The organism is Cupriavidus sp. TMH.W2 (genome assembly GCF_050847365.1).
Lineage (GTDB): Bacteria > Pseudomonadota > Gammaproteobacteria > Burkholderiales > Burkholderiaceae > Cupriavidus.
Genome location: NZ_CP193792.1, coordinates 1394089 through 1417523, shown reverse-complemented (window position 1 = coordinate 1417523; position 23435 = coordinate 1394089). Strand labels below are relative to the sequence as shown.

General features: G+C 67.8%; 18 protein-coding genes and 1 pseudogene. 14 read left to right on the top strand and 5 right to left on the bottom strand.

Annotated elements, in window-relative coordinates; translation table 11 throughout:
* Positions 1-22 precede the first annotated feature (22 nt).
* The 4 genes and pseudogenes from ACREYQ_RS06595 to ACREYQ_RS06580 form a co-directional block, all read left to right on the top strand.
* Positions 23-1003, top strand: coding sequence for a Bug family tripartite tricarboxylate transporter substrate binding protein (locus ACREYQ_RS06595; protein WP_432259953.1), 981 nt, complete (start codon positions 23-25; stop codon positions 1001-1003).
* 39 nt (positions 1004-1042) lie between these two features.
* Entirely contained in the window at positions 1043-1972 is a 930-nt protein-coding gene (locus tag ACREYQ_RS06590) for an SDR family oxidoreductase (protein WP_432259952.1), read from the top strand.
* Between the two features lie 36 nt (positions 1973-2008).
* Positions 2009-3556 carry an acyl-CoA synthetase gene (locus tag ACREYQ_RS06585; protein WP_432259951.1) on the top strand — a complete coding sequence of 516 codons (1548 nt, stop codon included), beginning with the start codon at positions 2009-2011 and terminating at the stop codon, positions 3554-3556.
* 19 nt (positions 3557-3575) lie between these two features.
* Positions 3576-3808 (top strand): annotated as a pseudogene (locus ACREYQ_RS06580) (acyl-CoA dehydrogenase family protein); the annotation flags it as partial.
* A gap of 2 nt (positions 3809-3810) precedes the next feature.
* Here the strand turns inward: ACREYQ_RS06580 and ACREYQ_RS06575 are convergent.
* On the bottom strand, positions 3811-6924 hold the full coding sequence (locus ACREYQ_RS06575) for an efflux RND transporter permease subunit (protein WP_432259950.1): 3114 nt from the start codon (positions 6922-6924) through the stop codon (positions 3811-3813).
* A gap of 4 nt (positions 6925-6928) precedes the next feature.
* On the bottom strand, positions 6929-8086 hold the full coding sequence (locus ACREYQ_RS06570) for an efflux RND transporter periplasmic adaptor subunit (RefSeq protein ID WP_432259949.1): 1158 nt from the start codon (positions 8084-8086) through the stop codon (positions 6929-6931).
* Positions 8087-8494: 408 nt separating this feature from the next.
* On the opposite strand from ACREYQ_RS06570, the gene hpnD reads away from it, so the two are divergent.
* Both hpnD and ACREYQ_RS06560 read left to right on the top strand, forming a co-directional pair.
* On the top strand, positions 8495-9331 hold the full coding sequence (gene hpnD, locus ACREYQ_RS06565; protein WP_432259948.1) for a presqualene diphosphate synthase HpnD: 837 nt from the start codon (positions 8495-8497) through the stop codon (positions 9329-9331).
* A gap of 45 nt (positions 9332-9376) precedes the next feature.
* Positions 9377-10639 carry a Zn-dependent hydrolase gene (locus ACREYQ_RS06560; RefSeq protein ID WP_432259947.1) on the top strand — a complete coding sequence of 421 codons (1263 nt, stop codon included), beginning with the start codon at positions 9377-9379 and terminating at the stop codon, positions 10637-10639.
* Between the two features lie 44 nt (positions 10640-10683).
* On the opposite strand, the gene ACREYQ_RS06555 is transcribed toward ACREYQ_RS06560, so the two are convergent.
* Positions 10684-11031 (bottom strand): hypothetical protein, encoded by a 348-nt coding sequence (locus ACREYQ_RS06555; RefSeq protein WP_432259946.1) that lies wholly within the window; start codon positions 11029-11031, stop codon positions 10684-10686.
* A gap of 303 nt (positions 11032-11334) precedes the next feature.
* On the opposite strand from ACREYQ_RS06555, the gene ompR reads away from it, so the two are divergent.
* From ompR to ACREYQ_RS06525, 6 genes are all read left to right on the top strand, one after another.
* Entirely contained in the window at positions 11335-12057 is a 723-nt protein-coding gene (ompR, locus tag ACREYQ_RS06550) for an osmolarity response regulator transcription factor OmpR (RefSeq protein WP_010810107.1), read from the top strand.
* 24 nt (positions 12058-12081) lie between these two features.
* Entirely contained in the window at positions 12082-13431 is a 1350-nt protein-coding gene (locus tag ACREYQ_RS06545; protein WP_432259945.1) for an ATP-binding protein, read from the top strand.
* 226 nt (positions 13432-13657) lie between these two features.
* A complete protein-coding gene (locus ACREYQ_RS06540) occupies positions 13658-14959 on the top strand; it encodes an MFS transporter (RefSeq protein WP_432259944.1) in 1302 nt (433 codons plus the stop codon).
* 308 nt (positions 14960-15267) lie between these two features.
* Entirely contained in the window at positions 15268-15816 is a 549-nt protein-coding gene (locus ACREYQ_RS06535; protein WP_432259943.1) for a peroxiredoxin, read from the top strand.
* A gap of 106 nt (positions 15817-15922) precedes the next feature.
* Entirely contained in the window at positions 15923-16444 is a 522-nt protein-coding gene (locus ACREYQ_RS06530) for a carboxymuconolactone decarboxylase family protein (RefSeq protein ID WP_078196041.1), read from the top strand.
* A 148-nt stretch (positions 16445-16592) separates the two neighbouring features.
* Positions 16593-17168: a GNAT family N-acetyltransferase gene (locus ACREYQ_RS06525; RefSeq protein WP_432259942.1), complete on the top strand. Its 576-nt coding sequence runs from the start codon at positions 16593-16595 to the stop codon at positions 17166-17168.
* Here the strand turns inward: ACREYQ_RS06525 and ispF are convergent, their stop codons facing one another.
* Entirely contained in the window at positions 17169-17678 is a 510-nt protein-coding gene (gene ispF, locus ACREYQ_RS06520; protein WP_432259941.1) for a 2-C-methyl-D-erythritol 2,4-cyclodiphosphate synthase, read from the bottom strand.
* Positions 17679-17682: 4 nt separating this feature from the next.
* Positions 17683-18423, bottom strand: coding sequence for a 2-C-methyl-D-erythritol 4-phosphate cytidylyltransferase (gene ispD, locus ACREYQ_RS06515; RefSeq protein ID WP_432259940.1), 741 nt, complete (start codon positions 18421-18423; stop codon positions 17683-17685).
* 218 nt (positions 18424-18641) lie between these two features.
* Between ispD and mfd the strand changes: the two genes are divergently transcribed.
* Both mfd and argE read left to right on the top strand, forming a co-directional pair.
* The gene (mfd, locus tag ACREYQ_RS06510) at positions 18642-22091 is read left to right on the top strand and encodes a transcription-repair coupling factor (protein WP_432259939.1); all 3450 of its coding nucleotides are present in this window, start codon (positions 18642-18644) and stop codon (positions 22089-22091) included.
* A 79-nt stretch (positions 22092-22170) separates the two neighbouring features.
* Positions 22171-23388 (top strand): acetylornithine deacetylase, encoded by a 1218-nt coding sequence (argE, locus tag ACREYQ_RS06505; RefSeq protein ID WP_432259938.1) that lies wholly within the window; start codon positions 22171-22173, stop codon positions 23386-23388.
* The last annotated feature ends 47 nt before the right edge of the window (positions 23389-23435 follow it).

The window sequence follows — 23435 nt, the reverse complement described above, 5'->3', positions numbered from 1 at the left end:
AGTGCCCCGCTAGGAGACTGCCATGAAACAATCGCCGCTTTACCGCCTGCCGGGCCTGGGCCTGGCCTGCGTGATGCTGCTGCCGGCGCTGCCGGCAAGTGCCGCCGACAACTTCCCTTCGCATCCGCTGCGCTTTATCGTGCCCCTGACGCAGGGCAGCGGTTCGGACACCGTCACCCGCTTTGTCGCCGAGCTGGTGGGCAAGGACCTGGGCCAGGCGGCCGTGGTCGAGAACCGCCCGGGCGCCGACGCCATCATTGCCGTGCAGAGCCTGCTCAACGCCCCGGCCGACGGCTACAGCATCCTGATGATCTCGCCCAGCGCCATGGTCATCAACCCGCTGGTCAACGACAAGCTGCCCTACGACCCGCGCAACATCCGCCCGCTGGCCGCAGCGATCCGCGCTTCGGCGGTACTGGTCACGGGCGCCAACTCTCCCTACAAGAGCTTTGCCGACGTGCTCAGTGCCGCGCGCAGGACGCCGCATACGGTCAGCCTGGCCAGCTACAGCTACCACTATCGACTGGGCGGCCTGCAACTGCAGCAGATGGCAGGCATCGACCTGAACCACATCCCCTACAAAGGCGCGGTGCAGGTGCAGACCGACCTGATGGGCGGCGCGGTGGACCTGGCCCTGCTGGATGTCGGCGGCGCCCTGCCGCTGCTGCGCGCCGGCAAGCTGCGCCCGCTGGCCGTGACCACCCGCGCGCGCCATCCCGAACTGCCCGACGTTCCGACCGTGCGCGAAAGCGGCGTGGCCGACTATGAGCTGTCGGTGTGGATCGGCTTTGGCGTCAGCAGCAAGACCCCCGAGCCGATCGCGCAGAAGCTTGAAGCTTCGCTGCTGAAGGCGCTCGGCACGCCGGTATTCCGCAGTTTCGCCGCGCGCACCGCCTATGCCGAAGTGCTGGCCGAGCCGGGCAAGCAGATGGGCGCCATGATCGCCTCGGAGCGGGTGCGCTACGGGCAACTGGTCAAGACCTACGACGTCAGCGCGCGCTGAAGGCGCGGCCCCGCACAACCCAAGAGAACAGGATTCACCATGTCACAGCTTTGCAAGGACCGCGTAGTCGTCATCACCGGGGCCGGCCGCGGCATCGGGCGCGAATATGCGCTGGAGTTCGCCCGCCAGGGTGCGAAGGTGGTCGTCAACGATCTCGGCGGGCGCGGCGAAGGCGGCGGTGCCGCGAGCGGCCCGGCCCAGGAAGTGGTGGCCGAGATCCGCGCTGGCGGCGGCGAGGCCATCGCCAACTTCGACGACGTAGCCGACTGGGTCGGTGCCGGGCGCATGATCCGCGCCGCCATCGACACCTTCGGCGGCCTGGACGTGCTGGTCAACAATGCCGGCATCCTGCGCGACCGCACCCTGGTCAACATGACCGAGGAAGACTGGGACGCAGTGATCCGCGTGCATATGCGCGGCACCTTCGCGCCGTCGCGGCACGCCGCCGCCTACTGGCGCGAGGAATCGAAGGCCGGGCGCCAGCGCGCCGCGCGCCTGATCAACACCAGCTCGTCGTCGGGCCTGTACTGCAACGCCGGCCAGTCCAACTATGGCGCGGCCAAGGCCGGCATCGCCGCGATGTCGGTGATCGCCGCGCGCGAGCTGGACCGCTACGGCGTCACCGTCAACGCGATCTACCCGACGGCGATGAGCCGCCTCACCGAAGACATCTTCGCCCGGCGCCGCGCCGAGTTCACCGCCGGCGCCGCGCCGGGCTTCGACCCGCTCGATGCCGGCAACGTGGCGCCGCTGGTGGCGTGGCTTGGCAGCCTCGAATCCGGCGACGTCACCGGGCGCGTGTTCGGCGTGCGCGGCGGGCGCATCACGGTGGCTGAAGGCTGGCACGCCGGCCCGCGCATCGAGAAGGCCGGCCGCTGGGACGCCGCCGAGCTGGGCCGGCAGATTCCCGCGCTGGTCCGCCAGGCCGCGGCCAATGCCGACACGTCGGGCGAGATCCCTGCCGCCTGAGCACCGCACTGAGCACTGCATCCACGGACCCGCACCATGACCCCGAAGTACCTGGGCGATCACGCCGCCCTGAACCCTGAGAAGCCCGCCGCCATCAACGGCACCACCGGCGAGGTCCTGAGCTACGGCGAGCTGGACCAGCGCTCGAACCGCTTTGCCCAGTACCTGTACGCGCTTGGCCTGCGTCGCGGCGACCATATCGCGATGGTGCTCGAGAACAATATGCGCTGCTTCGAGCTGTGCTGGGCCGCGCTGCGTTCCGGCTTGCTGATCACCCCGGTCAACCGCTTCCTGACCGCCCCCGAGGCCGCCTACCTGATCGAGGACAGCCAGGCACAGGTGGTGGTGACCTCCCACGCGATGCGCGAACTGGCCGCCCGGTTGACGGAGCTGATGCCGACCTGCCGCAGCCGGCTGATGGTGGACAGCACCATTCCCGGCTGGGACAGCTACGAAGCGGCCATCGCCGCGCACCCGGCCGAGCGCCTGGCCGAGGAATGGATGGGCGCAACCATGATCTACAGCTCGGGCACCACGGGCCGGCCCAAGGGCATCGTGCGCGCGCAGCCGCAGGGCTATGTGACCGAAGGCTCGGGCTCGCCGCGCCGGGCGCAGTTCGTTCGCTATGGTTTCGATGCCGGCACCATCTACCTGTCGCCTGCGCCCCTGTACCACACCGCACCGCTCGGCTATGGGCTGGAGACCCAGTTCGGCGGCGGCACCGTGGTCTTCATGGAGAAGTTCGACGCGGTCGAGGCGCTGCGCATGATCGAGCGCTACCGCGTCACCCACAGCCAGTGGGTGCCGACCATGTTCATCCGCATGCTCAAGCTGGAGCCGGCGCAGCGCGCGGCCTTCGACCTGTCCAGCCACCGCGTGGCGATCCACGCGGCCGCGCCCTGCCCGCAGGAAATCAAGCGCGAGATGATCGCCTGGTGGGGGCCGATCGTGCACGAGTACTACGCCGCCACCGAAGGCAACGGCGTGGCCACGCTGGACACGGCGGAATGGCTGGCGCACCCGGGCTCGGTCGGCAAGGCGCTGGTGGGCGTGCTGCATATCTGCGACGACGACGGCAACGAGCTGCCCTGCGGCGAAAGCGGACTGGTGTATTTCGAGCGCGAGGCCCTGCCGTTCCACTACCACAACGATCCGGACAAGACCCGCGCCGCGCAGCACCCGTGCCATCCCACCTGGACCTCGGTGGGTGACATCGGCCGGCTCGATCAAGACGGCTACCTGTACCTGACCGACCGCAAGGCGTTCATGATCATCTCGGGCGGCGTCAACATCTACCCGCAGGCGATCGAGGATGCGCTGGTGGTCCATCCCAGTGTCGGCGACGCCGCCGTGATCGGCGTGCCCAACCCGGAGATGGGCGAAGAGGTCAAGGCCATCGTCGAACCGGCCGCTGGCATCGCGCCATCTCCGGAGCTGGCCGAGACCCTGCTCGAATACCTGCGCGGCAAGGTGGCGCGCTACATGGTGCCGCGCTCGATCGACTTTACCGACGCCATGCCGCGCCTGCCCACCGGCAAGCTGTATAAGCAGGCCCTGCGCGACCGCTACTGGAAAGCCCAATGACCGTGGCGGCAATGCCGCATTACTCGGCAGCTTCGTGACCCAGTTGGCCACGCTGCGCAGCCTGTCGGTGGCAGTGACCGCGCGCCTGGCGCGCGCTGAAAGCCCGGTGGTGGAAACGGCGCTAGTCAAGGACCTGGGCACGGAGTTCGAGCAGTCCATCCCTGCCCTGTTGAAGCCGTAACCAGCGCCGACCCCGGCGCCGCGCCGGACCCCGAGCTGTACCGCACGGTGGCTTTCCTGAGCCGCGCGGCGCTTCAGCCCGCCAGCGCCCCCACCCCGTCCTCCGGCCGCCTGACGCGGAACCACGCCGCGTACAGCGCCGGCAGGAACAACAGCGTCAGCACCGTGGCAATAATCAGGCCGCCCATGATCGCCACCGCCATCGGCCCCCAGAACATCGAGCGCGACAGCGGGATCATCGCCAGCACCGCAGCGGCGGCGGTCAGGATGATCGGCCGGAAACGGCGCACCGCGGCTTCGACGATGGCGGTCCATTGCGGCACGCCGGCGCTGACGTCCTGCTCGATCTGGTCGACCAGGATCACCGAGTTGCGGATGATCATGCCCAGCAGCGCGGTGATGCCGAGCTGCGCCACAAACCCCATCGGCGCGCGCAGCAGCAACAGCGTGGCGGCGGCACCGATCAGCCCCAGCGGGCCGGTCAGGAACACCATGGTCGCGCGCGAGAAGCTGTGCAGCTGCAGCATCAGCAGCGTGAAGATGAGGAAGATGCACAGCGGCAGCTGCGCCGCGATGGAGGCACCGGCCTTGCCGCTTTCCTCTTCCGCGCCGGCCACGCTGATGCGGTAGCCCGGCGGCAGCTGCGCGCGCAGCTTGTCGAGTTTCGGGCTGATCTGCGCGGTCACCGTCGGGCCCTGGATGCCGTCGACCACGTCGGCCTGCACGGTCACGCCGAAGTCGCGGTTCTCGCGCCACACCACACCCGGTTCCGAGCGCAGCGTCACGCGCGCCACCTGCGTCAGCGGCACCATGCGGCCCGTGTTGGCCGGCACCAGCATATTGTTCAGGTCAGAGATCGCATCGCGCTCATTGCGCGGGGTGCGCATCAGGATGTCGATCAGCTTGTCGCCGTCGCGGTACTGGCCCACCGGCACGCCGGTCAGCACGGTCTGCGTGACGCGGGCGATGGCATTGGTGGTCACGCCCAGCGCGCGCGCCTTGTCCTGGTCGATCTCCAGGCGCAGCATCTTGACGTTCTCATTCCAGTTGTCGTTGACGCCGACGGTATTGGGGTTGGCGCGCATCTCGGCCTTGACCTGGTCGGCCAGCCGCCGCACCCCGGCGGCGTCCGGCCCGATCACGCGGAACTGCACCGGGTAGGCCACCGGCGGACCGTTGGGCAGCAGCTTGACGCGGCCGCGCAGGTACGGGAACTCGGCATCGAGCAGCTTGATGACGCGGCGGCGCAGCGCGTCGCGCGCCTCGGTGCTGACCGGCATCACAATCACCTGCGCCACGTTGGTCTGCGGCAAGATCTGGTCCAGCGGCAGGTAGAAGCGCGGCGCCCCGGTGCCGACGAAGGTGGCCAGGCTTTCGACGTCCTTGTCCTTGCCGGCCAGCTGCTCGAAGCGCTTGGCCTCGGTCTCCATCTGGGCAAAGCTGGTGCCCTCGGGCATCCACAGCTCCACCATCAGCTCTGGGCGGCTGGAATCCGGGAAAAACTGCTTCTCGACGAACTTGAAGGCGTAGAGGCCCAGCGCAAAGGCCGCCAGCGTGATCGCGATCACCGTCTTGCGCCAGGTCACGCACCAGTCCACCAGCCGGCGGAAGCGCGCATAGAACGGCGTGTCGAAGACTTCGTGGGCCGCGCCCGCGCCCGGGCCGCGGGTCTTGAGCAGCAGATAGCCCAGGTAGGGGGTGAAGTAGACCGCCGCCAGCCACGACAGCACCAGTGCCAGCGCCGTCACCGCAAAGATCGCGAAGGTGTATTCGCCCACCGTCGAGCGCGCCAGGCCCACCGGCAGGAAGCCGGCAGCGGTGATCAGCGTGCCGGTCAGCATCGGCATCGCCGTGGAGGTGTAGGCGAAGGTGGCCGCCTCCATCTTGGAGAAGCCCTCTTCCAGCTTGCGCACCATCATCTCGACCGCAATGATGGCGTCGTCGACCAGCAGCCCCAGCGCCACGATCAGCGCCCCCAGCGAAATCTTGTGCAGGCCGATGCCGAAGATATGCATGAACAGGAAGGTCACCGCCAGCACCAGCGGAATGGTCAGCGCCACCACCAGGCCGGGGCGCACGTCCAGCCGCAGCGGCCGCGTGTGCAGCCCCAGCGAGACAAAGCTGACTGCCAGCACGATCACCACCGCTTCGATCAGCACGTGCACAAACTCGCCGACCGAGCGCTTGACGGCCTCCGGCTGGTCCTGCACCTGGTCCATCTCGATGCCCACCGGCAACTGGGTGCGCAGCCGGTCGAACGCGGTGCGCAGGTTCTTGCCCAGCTCGATGATGTCGCCGCCCTTCTGCATCGAGATCCCGAGCCCGATCACATCCTTGCCGTTGAAGCGCATGCGCGTCTGGGTCGGGTCGACATAGCCGCGGTAGACATGCGCGATGTCGCCCAGGCGGATATTGGCGATGCCATTGGGCCCGCGCAGCACCAGGTTCTCCAGGTCTTCGACGCCGGCGAACTGGCCCGACAGGCGCACCTGCAGGTTGTCGGTCGGGGTGACCAGCACGCCGCTGCCAGTCAGGTTGTTCTGCTGCGCGATCTGGTCGGCAATGGCGTTGATATCCAGCCCCAGCTGGGCAAAGCGCGCCTGGTTGAACTCGATATAAACCTTCTCGTCCTGCAGGCCGATCAGCGACACCTTGGCCACTGACGGCACGCGCAGCAACTCCTGGCGCACCAGGTCGGCGTACTCGCGCAGCTCCTTGTAGCTAAAGCCGTCGGCCGAGAGCGCGTAGATAGTGCCGTACACATCGCCGAACTCGTCGTTGAAGAACGGCCCGCGCACGCCCGCGGGCAGCGTCTGCTGGATGTCGCCGATCTTCTTGCGCACGGTGTACCAGACCTGCGCGGTATCCCTGGCCGGCGAGGTGTCCTTGAGCTGGAAGATCACCGTGGTCTCGCCCGGCTTGGAGAAGCTGCGGATCTTGTCCGCATAGGGCACTTCCTGCAACTGGCGCTCGATCTTGTCGGTGACCTGCACGGCGATCTGCTCGGCGGTGGCGCCGGGCCAGAAGGCCTGCACCACCATCGCGCGGAAGGTAAACGGCGGGTCCTCGTCCTGGCCCAGCTGGAAAAACGCCAGCAGGCCGGCGAGCAGCAGCACCACCAGCAGGTAGCGGGTCAGGGGCTGGTGCTCGAGCGCCCAGCGCGACAGGTTGAAGCGGGAATGGTCCATTCGCTCACCCCTGCTTCAGGGTCGCAGGCGGTGCCGATGCCGGGGTCGATGCAGGTCCTGCGGCAGGCGCGGCCGTCTGCAGCGGACGCACCTTCTGGCCCGCGCGCAGCAGGTGGACCCCGGCGGTGACGATGGTCTGTCCAGGCGCGAGGCCCTGGCGCACCTCCACCTCGTTGCCGATGGCGTCGCCCAGCGTCACCGCCACCGGCTTCACCGTGCCGGCCGCGCCGTCATAGACCCAGACCTGGTTGCGGCCCTGCTCCTGCAGGAGCGCGGTCAGCGGCACCCGGATCGCCGGGGTGGCGCCGGTGCGCACGAAGGTCACCACCGCGGTCATGCCGAGCTTGAGGTCGGCGGGCGGGTTCGGCACCGTCACACGGGTGGCATAGGTGCGGGTGACCGGGTCGGCCGCCGCGGCGATCTCGCGCACGCGGCCGGGCAGCGCGTGTTGCGGGTCAGCCCAGGTATGGATAGTCACGTCGGTAATGCCGCGCAGCAGGTCGACCTGGTCTTCGGGCAGGCCGATGGCCACTTCCTTCTCCGCCGTCTGCGCCACGCGCACCACCGGCTGGCCCGGGGTGACGACCTGGCCAACCTCGGCATCGATGGCCGTGACCACGCCGTCGGCGTCGGCATGCAGCACGGCATAGGCAGTCTGGTTGGACTGGCTGCGCAATCCGGCTTCGGCCTGGCGCAGCCGCGCTTCGGCGGCGTCGTAGGTGGCCTGGCGCCGGTGCTGCTCGGCGGCACTGATAAAGCCCTTGGCGAACAGGTCGTTGTAGCGCTTCAGGTCGCTGGCCGCCAGGTCGCGGTCGGTCTTCGCGGCCTCGAACTGGGCGCGCGAGCCGGCTTCGGCCAGCGACAGGTCGGTCGGGTCCAGCCGCGCCAGCGGCTGTCCCTTGCTGACCACCGCCCCGACATCCACCAGCCGGGCGGCGATCTTGCCCCCCACGCGGAAGCCCAGGCGCGACTCCACGCGCGGGCGCACGTCGCCGGAAAACTCGAAGGCGGCCTTGCCGCTGTGCGGGCTCAGCTGCATCAGGCGCACCGGACGGACCTCCGGCGCCGGCTCGGCCTTCTTGCCGCAGCCGGCCAGGACGAGCGTGCCGGCGATCAAAAGTGCGGCCACGATCACGCCAGAGCCGGTCTGGCGCCGCGGCATCGTAACAACAGGGGTATCTGCAGCCGCAACTTCCGGCACTTGGCAAAGCACTGGCATCGGTAGGCAACGAATCGGATGGGTACAACTGACGAGACTGGCCGGTGGCCGCAGCCCGTGTGCCGGCCGTGCGCCGGGAAACCCGGCGGTCTGGCGGACGGGCCGCCGCAAGCCGGCTCCGGCAATAAATAACTTTCCGGTCAGCAATATAGCGACGGCCCCGGAGTGCGTCAAACGACAGGCGACGAAACGACTGGAATGAACACTCAGATGTCGTTCCGGGCCGGTGAGTTGCGCTGACAGCGCTTCGGCATGCGCGACCATACCCCGTCCGGCGCGATGCTACAATCCGGCGCGCCGCTGCCGCCTCCCTCCCTGGCGCTTCCCCCATATCTTCGACCCGAGACCGGCGTGACGCCCGATCAGTATTGCCAAGAGAAAGTCGCCCAGAGCGGCTCGAGCTTCTATTACAGCTTCCTGTTCCTGCCGGCCGAGCGCCGCCGCGCCATCACCGCGCTGTACGCGTGGTGCCGCGAGGTCGACGATGTGGTCGACGACAGCCATGATGCCGGCCTGGCGCACCAGCAACTGGACTGGTGGCACGCCGAACTGCGCCGCCTGTTCGACGGCGCGCCTACTCATCCGACCACCAAGGCCCTGCAGCCGCACGTGGCCGGCGCCGGCCTGAGCCAGGCCGAGATGGCCGAGGTGCTGGAAGGCATGGAGATGGACCTGACCCAGACCCGCTACCTGGATGAAGCCGGCCTGGCCCGCTACTGCCATTGCGTCGCCGGCGTGGTCGGCACCCTCAGCGCGCGGCTGTTCGGCTACACCGAACCCCAGACGCTGGTCTTTGCCGAAAAGCTCGGCCAGTCGCTGCAGCTGGTCAATATCCTGCGCGATGTCGGCGAAGACGCCCGGCGCGGGCGCATCTACCTGCCGGTCAACACGCTGCAGCAGTTCCAGGTGCCGGCCTCCGAGATCCTGAAGGGCCAGCATTCCGAGCGCTTTGTCGCGCTGATGCAGTACCACGCCGGCCGCGCCCGCGCGCTATACCATGAAGCGCTGGCGCTGCTGCCCAGGCAGGACCGCCGGGCCCAGCGTGCCGGCCTGCTGATGGGCGCGATCTACCACGCGCTGCTCGACGAGCTGGAAGCCAGCCAGTTCCAGGTGCTGCACCAGCGCATCGCGCTGACGCCGCTGCGCAAGCTGTGGATCGCCTGGAAGACCTGGGTGCGCAACAGCTAGGCCTCCCTCTTCTGCCCGATCGAGCCGCCCCAAAACCGTACCGCCATGACGCAGACCCCCGCTTCCCTCGGCGACACCATTCTGGCCCACGCCGACCAGCTCGCCCGTTTCTCCGATATGGAAGGCGGGCTGACCTGCGCCTACCTGACCCCGGCCCACCGCGCCGCGCAGGCCCGGCTTGCGCAGTGGATGGAGGCGGCCGGCATGCGGGTGCGGATCGACGCCATCGGCAACGTCATCGGCCGCTATGCGGCCGACGCGGCCGTGCCCGACGCGCGCGTGCTGATGACCGGCTCGCACTTTGACACCGTGCGCAATGGCGGGCGCTATGACGGCCGGCTTGGCATCCTGCTGCCGATCGCCGTGGTTGGCGCCCTCAACCGGGCCGGGATCCGCCTGCCCTATCACTTCGAAGTGGTGGGATTTGCCGAAGAGGAAGGCCTGCGCTTCAAGACCAGCTTCCTGGCCAGCAGCGTGCTGGCGGGCCGCTTCGATCCCGCGCTGCTGGAGCGCCAGGACGCGGACGGCATCACGCTGCGCGAGGCCCTGGCGGCAACGGACCTGCCCGGCGCGGGCGAGCTGCAAGCCCTGCGCGCCGCCGCGGTCGATCCGGCGTCGCTGCTGGGTTTTGTCGAAGTGCATATCGAACAGGGACCGGTGCTGCTGCACCATGGCCTGGCGCTGGGCGTGGTCACGCAGATCGCGGGCAGCAGCCGCTTCACGGTGCGGGTCGAAGGCCAGGCCAGCCACGCCGGCACCACGCCGATGGGCATGCGCCGCGACGCCGCCGCGGGCGCCGCCGAGATGATCCTGCTGGTGGAGCAGCGCTGCGCCGCGGCGCCGACGCTGGTCGGCACGGTGGGTCAGCTGCAGGTTCCCAACGGGTCGGGCAATGTCATCCCGGCGGCCTGCACCTTCTCGATGGACATTCGCGCCGGCGAGGATGGCATCCGCGAGGCCGCCATCGCCGATATCGTCGCCGGCATCGGCCAGATCGCGGAACGGCGCGGGCTGACTGCGCAGGTGGAGCGTGTGCCCCCGGTCAACAACGCGCCGTGCGCGCGCTGGCTGATGGGCCAGTTCGGGGCAGTGCTGAAAAAGCGCGGGCTGCCGGCGTTCGAGCTGCCCTCCGGCGCCGGCCATGACGCCATGATGATGCAGCGCATCACAGAAGTGGCCATGCTGTTCGTGCGTTGCGGCAACGGCGGCATCAGCCACAATCCGCTGGAAACGATCACGGCGGAGGATGCGCAACTGGCGGCTGAGGTGTTCGTCGATTTCCTGCGGCACTTCCAGCCGCGCGGCTAAGCGCCACAGTGGCGTACCATGGAGCGAAGCACGAAAAGAACGAATCAGCTGCCCCGATAGATATCGCGCCCGTAGTCGTAGAGGTTCTTGCGCAGCTTGCGGCGCTCGTCCGGCGACAGGCGCGAGCCACTGCGGTCGTCCACGTGCCGGCGCTCGGCCTCGCGCTGCTCGGCGCGGTGGCGCTCGGCACGGGCGCGGGCCTCGCGCTGGCCGTTGCCAGGATCGCTGGCCTGGGTCGAGGGATGGCGCTTGAGCAGGTTGGCCATACCTGCCGATTGCGCCAGTGCCGTCCCGGCCGGCATGCACAGCGCCAGCGCGGCCAGCGCCAGGGCAACGCATGCGCCGGCGATACCTTGCTGCGGATGCCCGTGCCGGGTTCGGTTCACTTTCATTGATAATGGCGGTTTTGGCTTCGGGAACATGCAGTGGTTGGACCGCCCTGAAGCCTGGAATTCCGGGTACCCCGTCAGACGCCGCACCCTCTGCAAGCATCGCGCCAGCGCGGGCTGGGCAGGCTGGCCGGAGCAGTGGATCGTCCGGTGCAAATGCGCGGAAATCCGCCGCGCATGGCGCCGAAAAAGACGGATTGCGCAGTGTAATCGCACGATTGGTGCACACTGCCATACCACGGGGTAAAGTATGTAACGTTTTGTTAAGCCATTTTGAGCGAAAGCGATAGTCGCTAAGATACCGCCATGGAAAATACCAGCCACAAGATTCTTGTCGTCGACGATGACCCGCGTCTGCGCGATTTGCTGCGCCGCTATCTGGGCGAACAGGGTTTTACCGTGCTGGTGGCGGAAAACGCCACCGCGATGAACAAGCTCTGGCTGCGCGAGCGTTTCGACCTGCTGGTGCTGGACCTGATGATGCCCGGCGAAGACGGCCTGTCGATCTGCCGCCGGCTGCGCGGGGCCAATGACCAGACCCCGATCATCATGCTCACCGCCAAGGGCGAGGACGTGGACCGCATCGTCGGCCTGGAAATGGGCGCCGACGACTACCTGCCCAAGCCGTTCAACCCGCGCGAACTGATCGCGCGCATCCACGCGGTGCTGCGCCGCAAGGGTCCGGCCGAAGTGCCCGGCGCCCCGTCGGAAACGCCCGAGACCTTCGCCTTCGGCGACTTCGTGCTGAACCTGGCCACGCGCACGCTGACCAAGAACGACGAGGAAATCACGCTGACCACCGGTGAATTCTCGGTGCTCAAGGTGTTTGCCCGCCATCCGCGCCAGCCGCTGTCGCGCGAAAAGCTGATGGAAATGGCGCGCGGCCGGGAATATGAAGTGTTCGACCGCAGCCTGGACGTGCAGATCTCGCGCCTGCGCAAGCTGATCGAGCCGGACCCGAGCAACCCCCGTTTCATCCAGACGGTGTGGGGCCTGGGCTACGTCTTCATCCCCGATGGCGTGAAATAACCGATTGCGGCCGCTGTTCCTATCGTGGCGACCGTAATCGGCCGTACCGCAACGCGGTTCTTCGGTTCGCTGTTCTGGCGGACCTTCATGCTGATCGCCCTGTTGCTGGCGATCTCGCTGGGCATCTGGTTCCAGAGCTACCGGCTGTTCGAACGCGCCCCGCGCGCGCAGCAGATCGCCATGCAGGTGGTCAGCGTGGTCAAGCTCACGCGCGCCGCGCTGCTCTATTCCGACCCCGCGCGGCGGCGTTTCCTGCTGCTCGACCTGGTGCAGAACGAAGGCATCAAGGTCTATCCGCGCGAGAAGGACGACGACTTCGCCGCGCCCACCGCCAACCCGTTCCTGACCACCCTGGTGCAGCAGGAGATCCGCAGCCGCCTGGGCGAGGACACCGTGCTGGCCACCACCGTCAACGACATCCCCGGCGTGTGGGTCAGCTTCGAGATCGAGGGCGACGACTACTGGGTGGCGATCAGCCCCGAGCGCTTCGAGCGCGTGCCCGGCATCCAGTGGCTGTGGTGGAGTATTGCCGCGCTGCTGCTGTCGATCATCGGCGCGGCCTTTATCACCGCGCGCGTCAACTACCCGCTCAAGCGGCTGGCCAACGCCGCGCGCGCCATCGGTGCCGGCGGCGCCCCGCCGGCGCTGCCCGAGCATGGCGCCAGCGAAGTGGCGCTGGCCAACCACAGCTTCAACCAGATGGTGCGCGACCTGCGCCAGCTCGACGACGACCGCGTGGTGATGCTGGCCGGCATCTCGCACGACCTGCGCACGCCGCTGACGCGGCTGCGGCTGGAAACCGAGATGTCGCCGATGGACGGCGTCACGCGCGACGCCATGATTGCCGACATCGAGCAGATGGACGCCATCATCGGCCAGTTCCTCAACTATGCGCGCCCGCCGCTGGAGACCGTCGAGCCGGTGGACCTGTCGGCACTGGTGCACGATGCCGTGGGCGTCTATGCCGCGCACGACGACGTGCGCGTGCATGTGCGCGCCAACGAGCCGGTCATGGCGGTGGCCAACCGCATGGAAGTGCAGCGCATCCTGGACAACCTGGTCGAGAACGCGCGCCGCTATGCCAAGGACGAGCAGAGCGGCATGGCCGTGGTGGAAATCTCCACGCGCGTGGACGACAAGGAAGCCGTGCTGACCGTGGCCGACCACGGCATCGGCGTGCCCGACGGCCAGCTGTCGCTGCTCACGCGGCCGTTCTACCGGCTTGACAGCGCACGCAGCGAGGCCAAGGGCGCCGGGCTGGGCATGTCCATCGTCAACCGCATCATGCAGCGCAACGGCGGCCGGCTGCTGCTGGCCAACCGCGCCGCCCCGGCCACGGGGCTGGTGGTCAGCGCGTGCTTCCGGCGCGCCTGATCGGTCATATTGCACGCGAATCCGGCACTTTGACAGGTTTTCGACAGCCGTTGATAGCCTTCTGAAAGGTATTTGACAGGGCAATGACAGGGGGCTCGGCGCACACTGGCCCCCGTCATCAGGCCCGCGGCGATCCTTCCCCTCACGGCGCGGCCCGCGCGCGCCTGGCTGACTTCTCCGAAATAATCATGCCGCCGGCCCGACCGGCGGTGACTGAGAGACAGCCATGTCAGATACCTCCGCGGCCACCCCTGGCTCGCAGCACGGATTCCGCACCGTGTTCCGCGTTGTCAGCGGCAATTTCCTGGAAATGTATGACTTCATGGTGTACGGCTTCTACGCCGCCGCCATTGCGAAGACGTTCTTCCCGAGCGGCAACGAGTTCGCCTCGCTGATGCTCTCGCTCGCCACCTTCGGCGCGGGCTTCCTGATGCGGCCGCTGGGCGCGATCGTGCTGGGCGCCTATATCGACCGCCACGGCCGCCGCAAGGGCCTGATCATGACACTGGCGCTGATGGCCCTGGGCACGCTGCTGATCGCCTGCGTGCCGGGCTATGCCTCCATCGGCGTGGCCGCGCCGCTGCTGGTGCTGGCCGGGCGGCTGCTGCAGGGCTTCTCCGCCGGTGTTGAACTGGGCGGGGTCTCGGTCTACCTGTCGGAAATCGCCAAGCCCGGGCGCAAGGGCTTCTACGTCGCCTGGCAGTCGGGCAGCCAGCAGGTGGCAGTGATCTTCGCCGGCCTGCTCGGCGTGATCCTGCACGCCACGCTGGCGCCGGCGCAGATGGACGAATGGGGCTGGCGCATTCCCTTCCTGGTCGGCTGCCTGATCGTGCCGTTCCTGTTCCTGATCCGCCGCTCGCTGGAAGAGACCGAGGCCTTCAAGGCGCGCAAGCACCGCCCCGCCATCGGCGAGATCTACCGCTCGATGCTGGAGAACTGGCGCATCATTCTGGCCGGCTGCATGATGGTGGTGATGACCACGGTGTCGTTCTACATGATCACGGCGTACACGCCGACCTTCGGCAAGACCGTGCTGAAGCTGGACGATGTCGACAACCTCATCGTCACCATGTGCGTGGGCCTGTCGAACTTCATCTGGCTGCCGCTGATGGGCGCGTTGTCGGACCGCATCGGGCGCAAGCCGCTGCTGGTGTTCTTTACCGTGGCGACGCTGCTGACGGCCTACCCCGCCGTGTCGTGGCTGGTGGCCGAACCGTCGTTCTCGCGGCTGCTGATGGTTGAGCTGTGGCTGTCGTTCCTGTATGGCAGCTATAACGGTGCGATGGTGGTGGCACTGACCGAGATCATGCCGGCCGCGGTTCGCACCACCGGCTTCTCGCTGGCGTACAGCCTGGCGACCGCGCTGTTCGGCGGCTTCACGCCGGCGATCTCGACCTACCTGATCCACGCCACCGGCAACAAGGCGGCACCTGGACTGTGGCTGATGTTCGCCGCCATGTGCGGTCTGGTCGCCACGCTGGTGATCTTCCGTGCGCGCCGCGCGGAGCCGGCCATGCATCCGGCCTGAACATGTTGGGTTGAACTCGCCGCAATCGTCACCAACTTGCCATGGGCGGGCCCATCGCGCATGGCATACTTGCCCTTCCGCATCGAGGCCGCGTGGCTGGCGCCGCGCGGCTGCGCATGCCGGGATTCGCTCCTTGCGTCACCTGCTTTGCCTATCGGGCTGTTTGAGAATATCAATTAGCCCCGTGCCGGATGATGACGCATAATCACGTTTTGTCGCGGTGCATTGCAGCAAAGTCTAGTACCGGTCCCACGCCGGCCCTGCTGCAGCCGCACCGATCTCATTGCAACCGTATCAGGAGAAAGTCTATGAAGACCGTTGGTGACAAGCTCGAAGCCTTCCACGTCGTCGGTGTCAAGCCGGGTTTCAACAATCACGAAGAGAACGGCCAGTCGGCTTTCGAAGACATCACCGAAAAGTCGTTCGAAGGCAAGTGGAAGGTCATCTACTTCTACCCGAAGGACTTCACCTTCGTGTGCCCGACCGAGATCGTGGCCTTCGCCAAGCTGAACGGCGACTTCGCCGACCGCGACGCGATCGTGCTGGGCGGCTCGACCGACAATGAGTTCGTCAAGCTGGCATGGCGCCGCGAGCACAAGGACCTCAGCAAGCTGAACCAGTGGCAATTCGCCGACGTGACCGGGTCGCTGATCGACCAGCTGGGCGTGCGTGACCGCGCTGCCGGCGTTGCCCTGCGCGCGACCTTTATCGTCGACCCGGACAACGTGATCCAGCACGTGTCGGTGAACAACCTCAACGTGGGCCGCAACCCGGAAGAAGTCCTGCGTATCCTGGACGGTCTGCAAACGGACGAGCTGTGCCCGTGCAACCGTGCCGTCGGTGGCGCCACGCTGTAATTTGCTACCAGTCGCCCGACACCGAGGCGATTCGCGGAGGGCCCTGCCCTCCGCATCAAAACCCGCTTGCGCGGGTTTTTTGAGCCCCGAACGATAGGAGAAATAAATGGAATTCCTCAGCACGATTAAGAATCTTATCCCCGATTTCGCCAAGGACATCCGACTGAACGTGGACGGCACCATCGCGCGCTCTTCGCTGGAAGGCAACGATGCGGTGGGCGTGGCGCTGGCGGCGGCGTTCGCGGCACAGAGCAAGGTGCTGGTGGATGCCATCCGCAACGCCGGCGTGCTGTCGCCCGAGGAAACCAACGGCGCGCTGACTGCCGCTGCGCTGATGGGCATGAACAACACCTGGTATCCGTATGTCGAAATGGCCGACGATCCGGACCTGGCCACCCAGCCGGCCGGCCTGCGCATGAACGCCTACGCCACCCATGGCGGCGTGGACAAGCGCCGTTTCGAGATGTACGCGCTGGCCGCCTCGATCGTGGGCAAGTGCCACTTCTGCGTGAAGTCGCACTACCAGTTGCTGAAGAATGAACAAGGCATGACCGCGCAGCAGCTGCGCGACGTCGGCCGCATCGCCGCGGTGATCGTGGCTGCCGCCAACGTGATCGCGGCACAGTAAGCCTTGCCACGGGCCCTGTAGCACAGCAGCCGGCAGCTTCCCATCGGGAATTGCCGGCTGTTCCCATCCTGCAACCGCACCGCGCCAGGGCTGCGCACGTGCAGCGATCCGCCTACAATCCAGGCAAGACACGCACTTTCAGGCTGCCATGACCCTGCCTTCGCCGACTTCTCCCCGCTTCCACTACCGCCTCGCGGCGGTGCATGACTGGGGCGACATCGCCGCCGTCACGCAACAAGCCTACGGGCAATATGAGCTGGAAATCATGGAAGACTGCCGCGCGTCGTTCCAGCGCGGCATGCAGGCGGTGCTGGCGACCAGCCATCCGGATATGGAATGGTGGGTGGCGGAGACCGATCACGGCATCATGGGTGCCGTGCTGTTCTGCCACCCGGGTGCCACGCTGCCGGCACTGGACGGCAGCACCATCACCCTGACCCAGCCGGAAGCGCGGCTGCTGTCGGTCAGCCCGCAGGCGCGCGGCCTGGGCCTGGGCCGCACGCTGATGCAGATTTGCATCCAGCGCGCGCGCGATATCGGCGCGCCCACGCTGGTGGTGCGCGCCATGCCCGAAATGGCATCGGCCATCCGGCTCTGCCAGCAGATGGGCTTTACCAAGCGCACCGAAGCCGGCGCGCGCACCGGCGCGATGGCCCGCCTGATCGACTACGTCTACGCCATCCCGCCGGAAACCTCCACGGCACCAGACACGGCGCGGCCCTGATCAGTCCTGCGCGTCGCCCACCGAGGCGCGCCAGAGCAACACCGCGGCCTGCGCCACGATGCCTTCCTGGCGCCCTTCGAAGCCCAGCTTCTCGTTGGTCTTGGCCTTGACGTTGCAACGCCCGCGCGCAATCCCGAGGTCTTCCGCCAGGTTCGCCACCATCGCACCGATATGCGGCGCCAGCTTGGGCGCCTGCGCGATCACGGTGGCATCCACATTGCCGATTTCATAGCCCGCCGCGCGCACGCGGCGCGCGGCTTCGCGCAGCAGCACACGGCTGTCGGCGCCGGCGAACTGCGCGTCGGTGTCGGGGAAATGGCGGCCGATATCGCCCAGCGCGGCCGCGCCGAAGAGCGCGTCGGTGACCGCGTGCAGCAGCGCATCCGCATCGGAATGGCCCAGCAGGCCGCGGTCGTGCGGGATCTCGACCCCGCCCAGGATCAGCTTGCGGCCGGGCACCAGTGCGTGGACGTCATAGCCCTGCCCCACCCGGATATCGAAAGGCATCATGTGGTTACGCTCCTTTGCTGTCGTTGCCCAGCAGCACTTCGGCCAGCGCGAAGTCCTCCGGGTAGGTCACCTTGAAATTGCGCAGCGAGCCGTTGACCAGCCGCGGATGCAGCCCCAGGCGCTCGATCGCGCTGGCCTCGTCGGTCACCACCGCGCCGGCCGCCATGGCGTCCTGCAGCGCCTGGCGCAGCACGCCCACGCGGAACATCTGCGGCGTCTGCGCCTGCCACAGCCCTTCGCGCGGCACCGTGGCGCCAATGCGGGCATCGTCCTGGGCACGCTTGAGGGTATCGGGCACCGGCACCGCCAGGATGCCGCCGATGGCGGCGTCCGGATCGTCGTCGCCGTCGCTTTCCACCGCGCGCACCAGGGCGTGGATCATTGCCGGGGTCAGGCCCGGGCGCGCGGCATCGTGCACCAGCACCCAGTCGCTGTCGGTTGCGCCCAGTTGCGCCAGGTGGTGGAGGCCGGCCAGCACCGAGGCATGGCGGGTATCGCCGCCGACAAAGGCGGTGTCGAAACGCAACCCTGCAAACGTGGCCGCGCCGAAGCGCGACTCCAGCGGCATGTCGTCGGGCGCCAGCACCAGCGCGGTGGCGTTGATGGCGTCGCACGCCGAGAACGCCGCCAGCGCATACCAGATCATCGGCCGGCCGGCCACGGTCTGGTATTGCTTGGGCACGGCACCGCCGGCGCGGCTGCCGGTACCGGCACAGGGAATCAGGGCAAAGCGGCGAGCGGACACAGGATCGGCGTGGAGTGAAAGAGGCGCGGGCGCCCGCCGGCCGGCATGGCGCAGCGGGACAACCGGTGCGCATTCTACATTCTATAATACGGCCCTTGCCCGTCGCCATGCCGCGCTATCGTACGCGGCAGGTGCCATGGGCACCTGAGGTCCCCTGTTCCGACCCCCGCCCGCAATGCCGGCGGGGTGTCGTCGTTTTGAACGCCCCCGCTGCCGACATGCCTGACGCCAAGCCCGCCTTTCCCTTTGTCAACCTGCCGCTGGTCAAGCCGGGGCTGCGCCACAGCGTGGCCGGCCTGCGCGGCTCGGCCGATGCGCTGGCGGTGGCCGCGTACGCACGCCAGCACCGCGAGCGCGCGCCGATGCTGGCCGTGGTCTGCTCCCATGCCGTCGATGCCCAGCGCCTGGCCGAGGAAATCCCCTGGTTCGCGCCGGAACTGCGCGTGCGCCTGCTGCCCGACTGGGAAACCCTGCCCTACGACAGCTTCTCGCCGCACCAGGACCTGGTGTCCGAGCGCCTGGCGACGCTGCACGACATCCAGACCGGGCAATGCGACGTGATGCTGGTGCCGGCCACCACCGCGCTGTACCGGCTGGCGCCGCCGGCGTTCCTGGCGGCCTACACCTTCTTCTTCAAGCAGGGGGAACGGCTGGACGAGAGCGCGCTCAAGGCCCAGTTCACGCTGGCCGGCTACGAGCACGTCAGCGCGGTCATGCGTCCCGGCGAATACAGTGTGCGCGGCGGCCTGATCGACCTGTATCCGATGGGCTCGGCGCTGCCGTACCGGATCGACCTGTTCGGCGACGAGATCGAGACCATCCGCGCCTTCGATCCCGACACCCAGCGCAGCCTGTACCCGGTCAAGGAAGTGCGCCTGCTGCCCGGGCGCGAGTTCCCGCTGGACGAAGCCGCGCGCACCGCCTTCCGCGGGCGCTGGCGCGAGGTGTTCGAGGGCGACCCGACCAAGTCGCCGATCTACAAGGACATCGGCAACGGCGTGCCGTCGGCCGGCATCGAGTACTACCTGCCACTGTTCTTCGAGCACAGCGCAACCGTGTTCGACTACCTGCCCGCCGATACGCAACTGGCCTTTGCCGGCAACGTCGACGAGGCCATCCGCCGTTTCTGGGCCGACACCACGCAGCGCTACAACTTCATGCGCCACGACCGCGAGCGCCCGCTGCTGCCGCCCGCGGACCTGTTCCTGTCGGAGGAGCAGTTCTTTGTCGCCGCCAAGCCGATGGCGCGGCTGGTGCTGCAGGTCGAGGCCAATGCGGACCAGGCGGCGTTCTCGGCAATCCTGCCCGACGTCTCGGTCAACCGCCGCGCCGACGACCCGCTGGTCAACCTGGAAGCGCTGCTGCTCGACAAGCAGACCCGCGTGCTGATGTGCGCCGACTCGGCCGGGCGGCGCGAGACGCTGCTGCAGCTCTTTGCCGAGAGCGGCCTGCGCCCGCAGCCGGTGGACGACTTTGCCGCGTTCCTGGCGGGCGACGCGCATTTCTCGATCGCGGTGGCGCCGCTGCAGAGCGGCTTTGCGCTGCCGCAGGGGCAGATCGCCTTTGTCACCGAAGCCGAGCTGTATGCCGGCACCACGCGCCGCACCGGCCGCCGCAAGCAGGAGCAGGCCTCGGCTGTCGACTCGATGGTGCGCGACCTGGCCGAGCTGAAGATCGGCGACCCGGTGGTGCACAGCGAGCACGGCATCGGCCGCTACCAGGGCCTGGTCACGCTCGACATGGGCCAGGGCGACGAGGAATTCCTGCATCTGGACTACGACAAGGGCAGCAAGCTGTACGTGCCGGTGCACCAGCTGCACGTGATCTCGCGCTACTCCGGCGCCGATCCGGATACTGCGCCGCTGCACCACCTGGGCTCGGGCCAGTGGGACAAGGCCAAGCGCAAGGCTGCCCAGCAGATCCGCGACACCGCCGCCGAGCTGCTCAACCTGTACGCGCGCCGCGCCGCGCGCGAGGGCTTTGCCTTCCCGCTCTCGCCCAAGGACTACGAGACCTTCGCCGAAAGCTTCGGCTTCGAGGAAACGCCGGACCAGGCCGCCGCCATTGCCGCGGTGATCGCCGACATGACCTCGGGCAAGCCGATGGACCGCCTGGTCTGCGGCGACGTGGGCTTCGGCAAGACCGAAGTCGCGCTGCGCGCGGCCTTTGTCGCCGTGCTGGGCGGCAAGCAGGTGGCAATGCTGGCGCCGACCACGCTGCTGGCCGAGCAGCACTTCCAGACGCTGTCCGACCGCTTTGCCGAATGGCCGGTGCGCATTGTCGAGCTGTCGCGCTTCAAGACCAAGAAAGAGATCGACGCGGCCATCAAGCAGATCAACGAGGGGACCGTCGACATCGTCATCGGCACGCACAAGATCCTGTCCGACCAGGTCAGGTTCGAGCGCCTGGGCCTGGTCATCATCGACGAGGAACACCGCTTCGGCGTGCGCCAGAAGGAGGCGCTGAAGACCCTGCGCGCCGAGGTCGACGTGCTGACCCTGACCGCCACGCCGATCCCGCGCACGCTGGGCATGGCGCTGGAAGGCCTGCGCGACTTCTCGGTGATCGCGACCGCGCCGCAGAAGCGGCTGGCGATCAAGACCTTTGTGCGGCGCGAGGAAGACGGCGTGATCCGCGAAGCCATCCTGCGCGAGCTCAAGCGCGGCGGCCAGGTCTACTTCCTGCACAACGAGGTCGAGACCATCGAGAACAAGCGCGCGCGGCTGGCCGAGCTGGTGCCGGAGGCGCGCATTGCCGTCGCCCACGGCCAGATGCACGAGCGCGAGCTCGAACGCGTGATGCGCGACTTCGTCGCGCGCCGCGACAACATCCTGCTGTGCACCACCATCATCGAGACCGGCATCGACGTGCCGACCGCCAACACCATCCTGATCCACCGCTCCGACAAGTTCGGCCTGGCGCAGCTGCACCAGCTGCGCGGCCGGGTCGGGCGCTCGCACCACCAGGCCTATGCCTACCTGCTGGTGCATGATGTCGAAGGCCTGACCAAGCAGGCACAGCGCCGGCTGGAGGCGATCCAGCAGATGGAGGAACTGGGCTCGGGCTTCTACCTGGCCATGCACGACCTGGAAATCCGCGGCGCGGGCGAGGTGCTGGGCGACAAGCAGTCGGGCGAGATCCACGAGATCGGCTTCCAGCTCTACACCGACATGCTCAACGCCGCGGTCAAGGCGCTCAAGGCGGGCAAGGAGCCCGACCTGATGGCGCCGCTGGCGGCCACCACCGAGATCAACCTGGGCACGCCGGCGCTGCTGCCCAACGACTACTGCGCCGACGTGCACGAGCGCCTGTCGCTGTACAAGCGGCTGGCCAACTGCGAGACCGCGGAACGCGTGGACGATATCCAGGAAGAGCTGATCGACCGCTTCGGGCGGCTGCCGGCGCAAGCGCAGGCGCTGGTCGAAACCCACCGGCTGCGCATCGCCGCGGCGCCGCTGGGCGTGCGCAAGATCGACGCGGGCGAGGCCACCATCAGCGTGCAGTTCGTGCCCAATCCGCCGATCGACGCGATGCGCATCATCGACCTGGTGCAGAAGAACCGCCATATCAAGCTGGCCGGGCAGGACAAGCTGCGCATCGAGGCCAAGATGCCGGACGTGGCGATCCGCGCGCAGACCATCAAGCATACGTTGCGGCAACTGGCGTAGCCGCCATGCCTGTCCTGCATGGACGCGGCGCGCGGCCGGGTGTAGCATCAAATCCTTAACAAGTTAGCGATATCGCCCCATGCCCGCCCACGCCGCTTCCCACCGCCAGCCCGTCACCGAAACCGCCGCGCGCGGCAGCGCGCTTGAATGGACCCAGCGGCTGGTCGCGTACGACACCACCAGCCGCAACTCCAACCTGGGCCTGATCGAGTCGGTGCGCGACCATTTCCTGGCCAAGGGGCTGAAGCCGCATCTGAGCTACAACCCGCAGCAGGACAAGGCCAACCTGTTCGTCACCGTGCCCGCCGCCAACGGCGACACCAACGGCGGCATCGTGCTCTCGGGCCATACCGACGTGGTGCCGGTGGACGGCCAGGACTGGACCACCGACCCGTTCAGGCCGGTGGTGCGCGACGGCAAGCTCTACGGCCGCGGCACCTGCGACATGAAGGGTTTTATCGGCACCAGCCTGTCGCTGCTGCCGGCCATCCTGCAGGCAAGGCTGCGCGAACCGGTGCATTACGCGCTGTCCTTCGATGAAGAGATCGGCTGCATGGGCGCGCCCTACCTGCTGGCCGAGCTGCGCGACCGCGGCGTGACGCCCGGCGGCTGCATCGTCGGCGAACCCACCAGCATGCGCGTGATCGTGGCGCACAAGGGCATCAACGCCTACCGCTGCTGCGTCAGGGGCCAGGCCGCGCATTCGTCGCTGACGCCGCGTGGCGTCAATGCGATCGAATACGCCGCGCGCATGATCTGCTTTATCCGCGACATCGCCGATGAGTTCAGGGCCAACGGCCCGTATGACCAGGCCTTCGACGTGCCCTACACCACCGCGCAGACCGGCACCATCCAGGGCGGCATCGCGCTGAACACCATCCCGGCGCTGTGCGAGTTCGTATTCGAGTTCCGCAACCTGCCCGGCGTGGATCCGGAAGCCATTTATGCGCGCATCCAGGCCTACGCCAACGACGTGCTGCTGCCGAAGATGCGCGCCGAGCATGCCGATGCCGGCCTGACGCTGAGCAAGATCGCCGCCGCGCCGTCGCTGGACGTGGCCGAGCAGGAAGCCATCACGCAGCTGGTGCGCGCGCTGACCGCCGACCGCGACACCAACAAGGTCGCCTACGGCACCGAAGCCGGCCTGTTCCAGCGCGCCGGCATTCCGGCCGTGGTGTGCGGGCCTGGCGATATCCAGCAGGCGCACAAGCCGGATGAGTTTGTTTCGCTGGAGCAGCTGGCTGCTTGCGAGGCGTTCCTGCACAAGGTGGTCGACAGCCTGCGCGTAGCTGGCTGACAAGGTCGACGTGGCTTTTTGTCGCTTGCACTTCGTCGATACGCCCG

Bases quoted from the DNA above. Each gene is read 5' to 3' on its own strand.
- ACREYQ_RS06595 (WP_432259953.1), top strand. From the start codon at position 23: ATGAAACAATCGCCGCTTTACCGCCTGCCGGGCCTGGGCCTGGCCTGC.
- ACREYQ_RS06590 (WP_432259952.1), top strand. From the start codon at position 1,043: ATGTCACAGCTTTGCAAGGACCGCGTAGTCGTCATCACCGGGGCCGGC.
- ACREYQ_RS06585 (WP_432259951.1), top strand. From the start codon at position 2,009: ATGACCCCGAAGTACCTGGGCGATCACGCCGCCCTGAACCCTGAGAAG.
- ACREYQ_RS06575 (WP_432259950.1), bottom strand. From the start codon at position 6,924: ATGGACCATTCCCGCTTCAACCTGTCGCGCTGGGCGCTCGAGCACCAG.
- ACREYQ_RS06570 (WP_432259949.1), bottom strand. From the start codon at position 8,086: ATGCCGCGGCGCCAGACCGGCTCTGGCGTGATCGTGGCCGCACTTTTG.
- ACREYQ_RS06560 (WP_432259947.1), top strand. From the start codon at position 9,377: ATGACGCAGACCCCCGCTTCCCTCGGCGACACCATTCTGGCCCACGCC.
- ACREYQ_RS06555 (WP_432259946.1), bottom strand. From the start codon at position 11,031: ATGAAAGTGAACCGAACCCGGCACGGGCATCCGCAGCAAGGTATCGCC.
- ompR (WP_010810107.1), top strand. From the start codon at position 11,335: ATGGAAAATACCAGCCACAAGATTCTTGTCGTCGACGATGACCCGCGT.
- ACREYQ_RS06540 (WP_432259944.1), top strand. From the start codon at position 13,658: ATGTCAGATACCTCCGCGGCCACCCCTGGCTCGCAGCACGGATTCCGC.
- ACREYQ_RS06535 (WP_432259943.1), top strand. From the start codon at position 15,268: ATGAAGACCGTTGGTGACAAGCTCGAAGCCTTCCACGTCGTCGGTGTC.
- ACREYQ_RS06530 (WP_078196041.1), top strand. From the start codon at position 15,923: ATGGAATTCCTCAGCACGATTAAGAATCTTATCCCCGATTTCGCCAAG.
- ACREYQ_RS06525 (WP_432259942.1), top strand. From the start codon at position 16,593: ATGACCCTGCCTTCGCCGACTTCTCCCCGCTTCCACTACCGCCTCGCG.
- ispF (WP_432259941.1), bottom strand. From the start codon at position 17,678: ATGATGCCTTTCGATATCCGGGTGGGGCAGGGCTATGACGTCCACGCA.
- mfd (WP_432259939.1), top strand. From the start codon at position 18,642: ATGCCTGACGCCAAGCCCGCCTTTCCCTTTGTCAACCTGCCGCTGGTC.
- argE (WP_432259938.1), top strand. From the start codon at position 22,171: ATGCCCGCCCACGCCGCTTCCCACCGCCAGCCCGTCACCGAAACCGCC.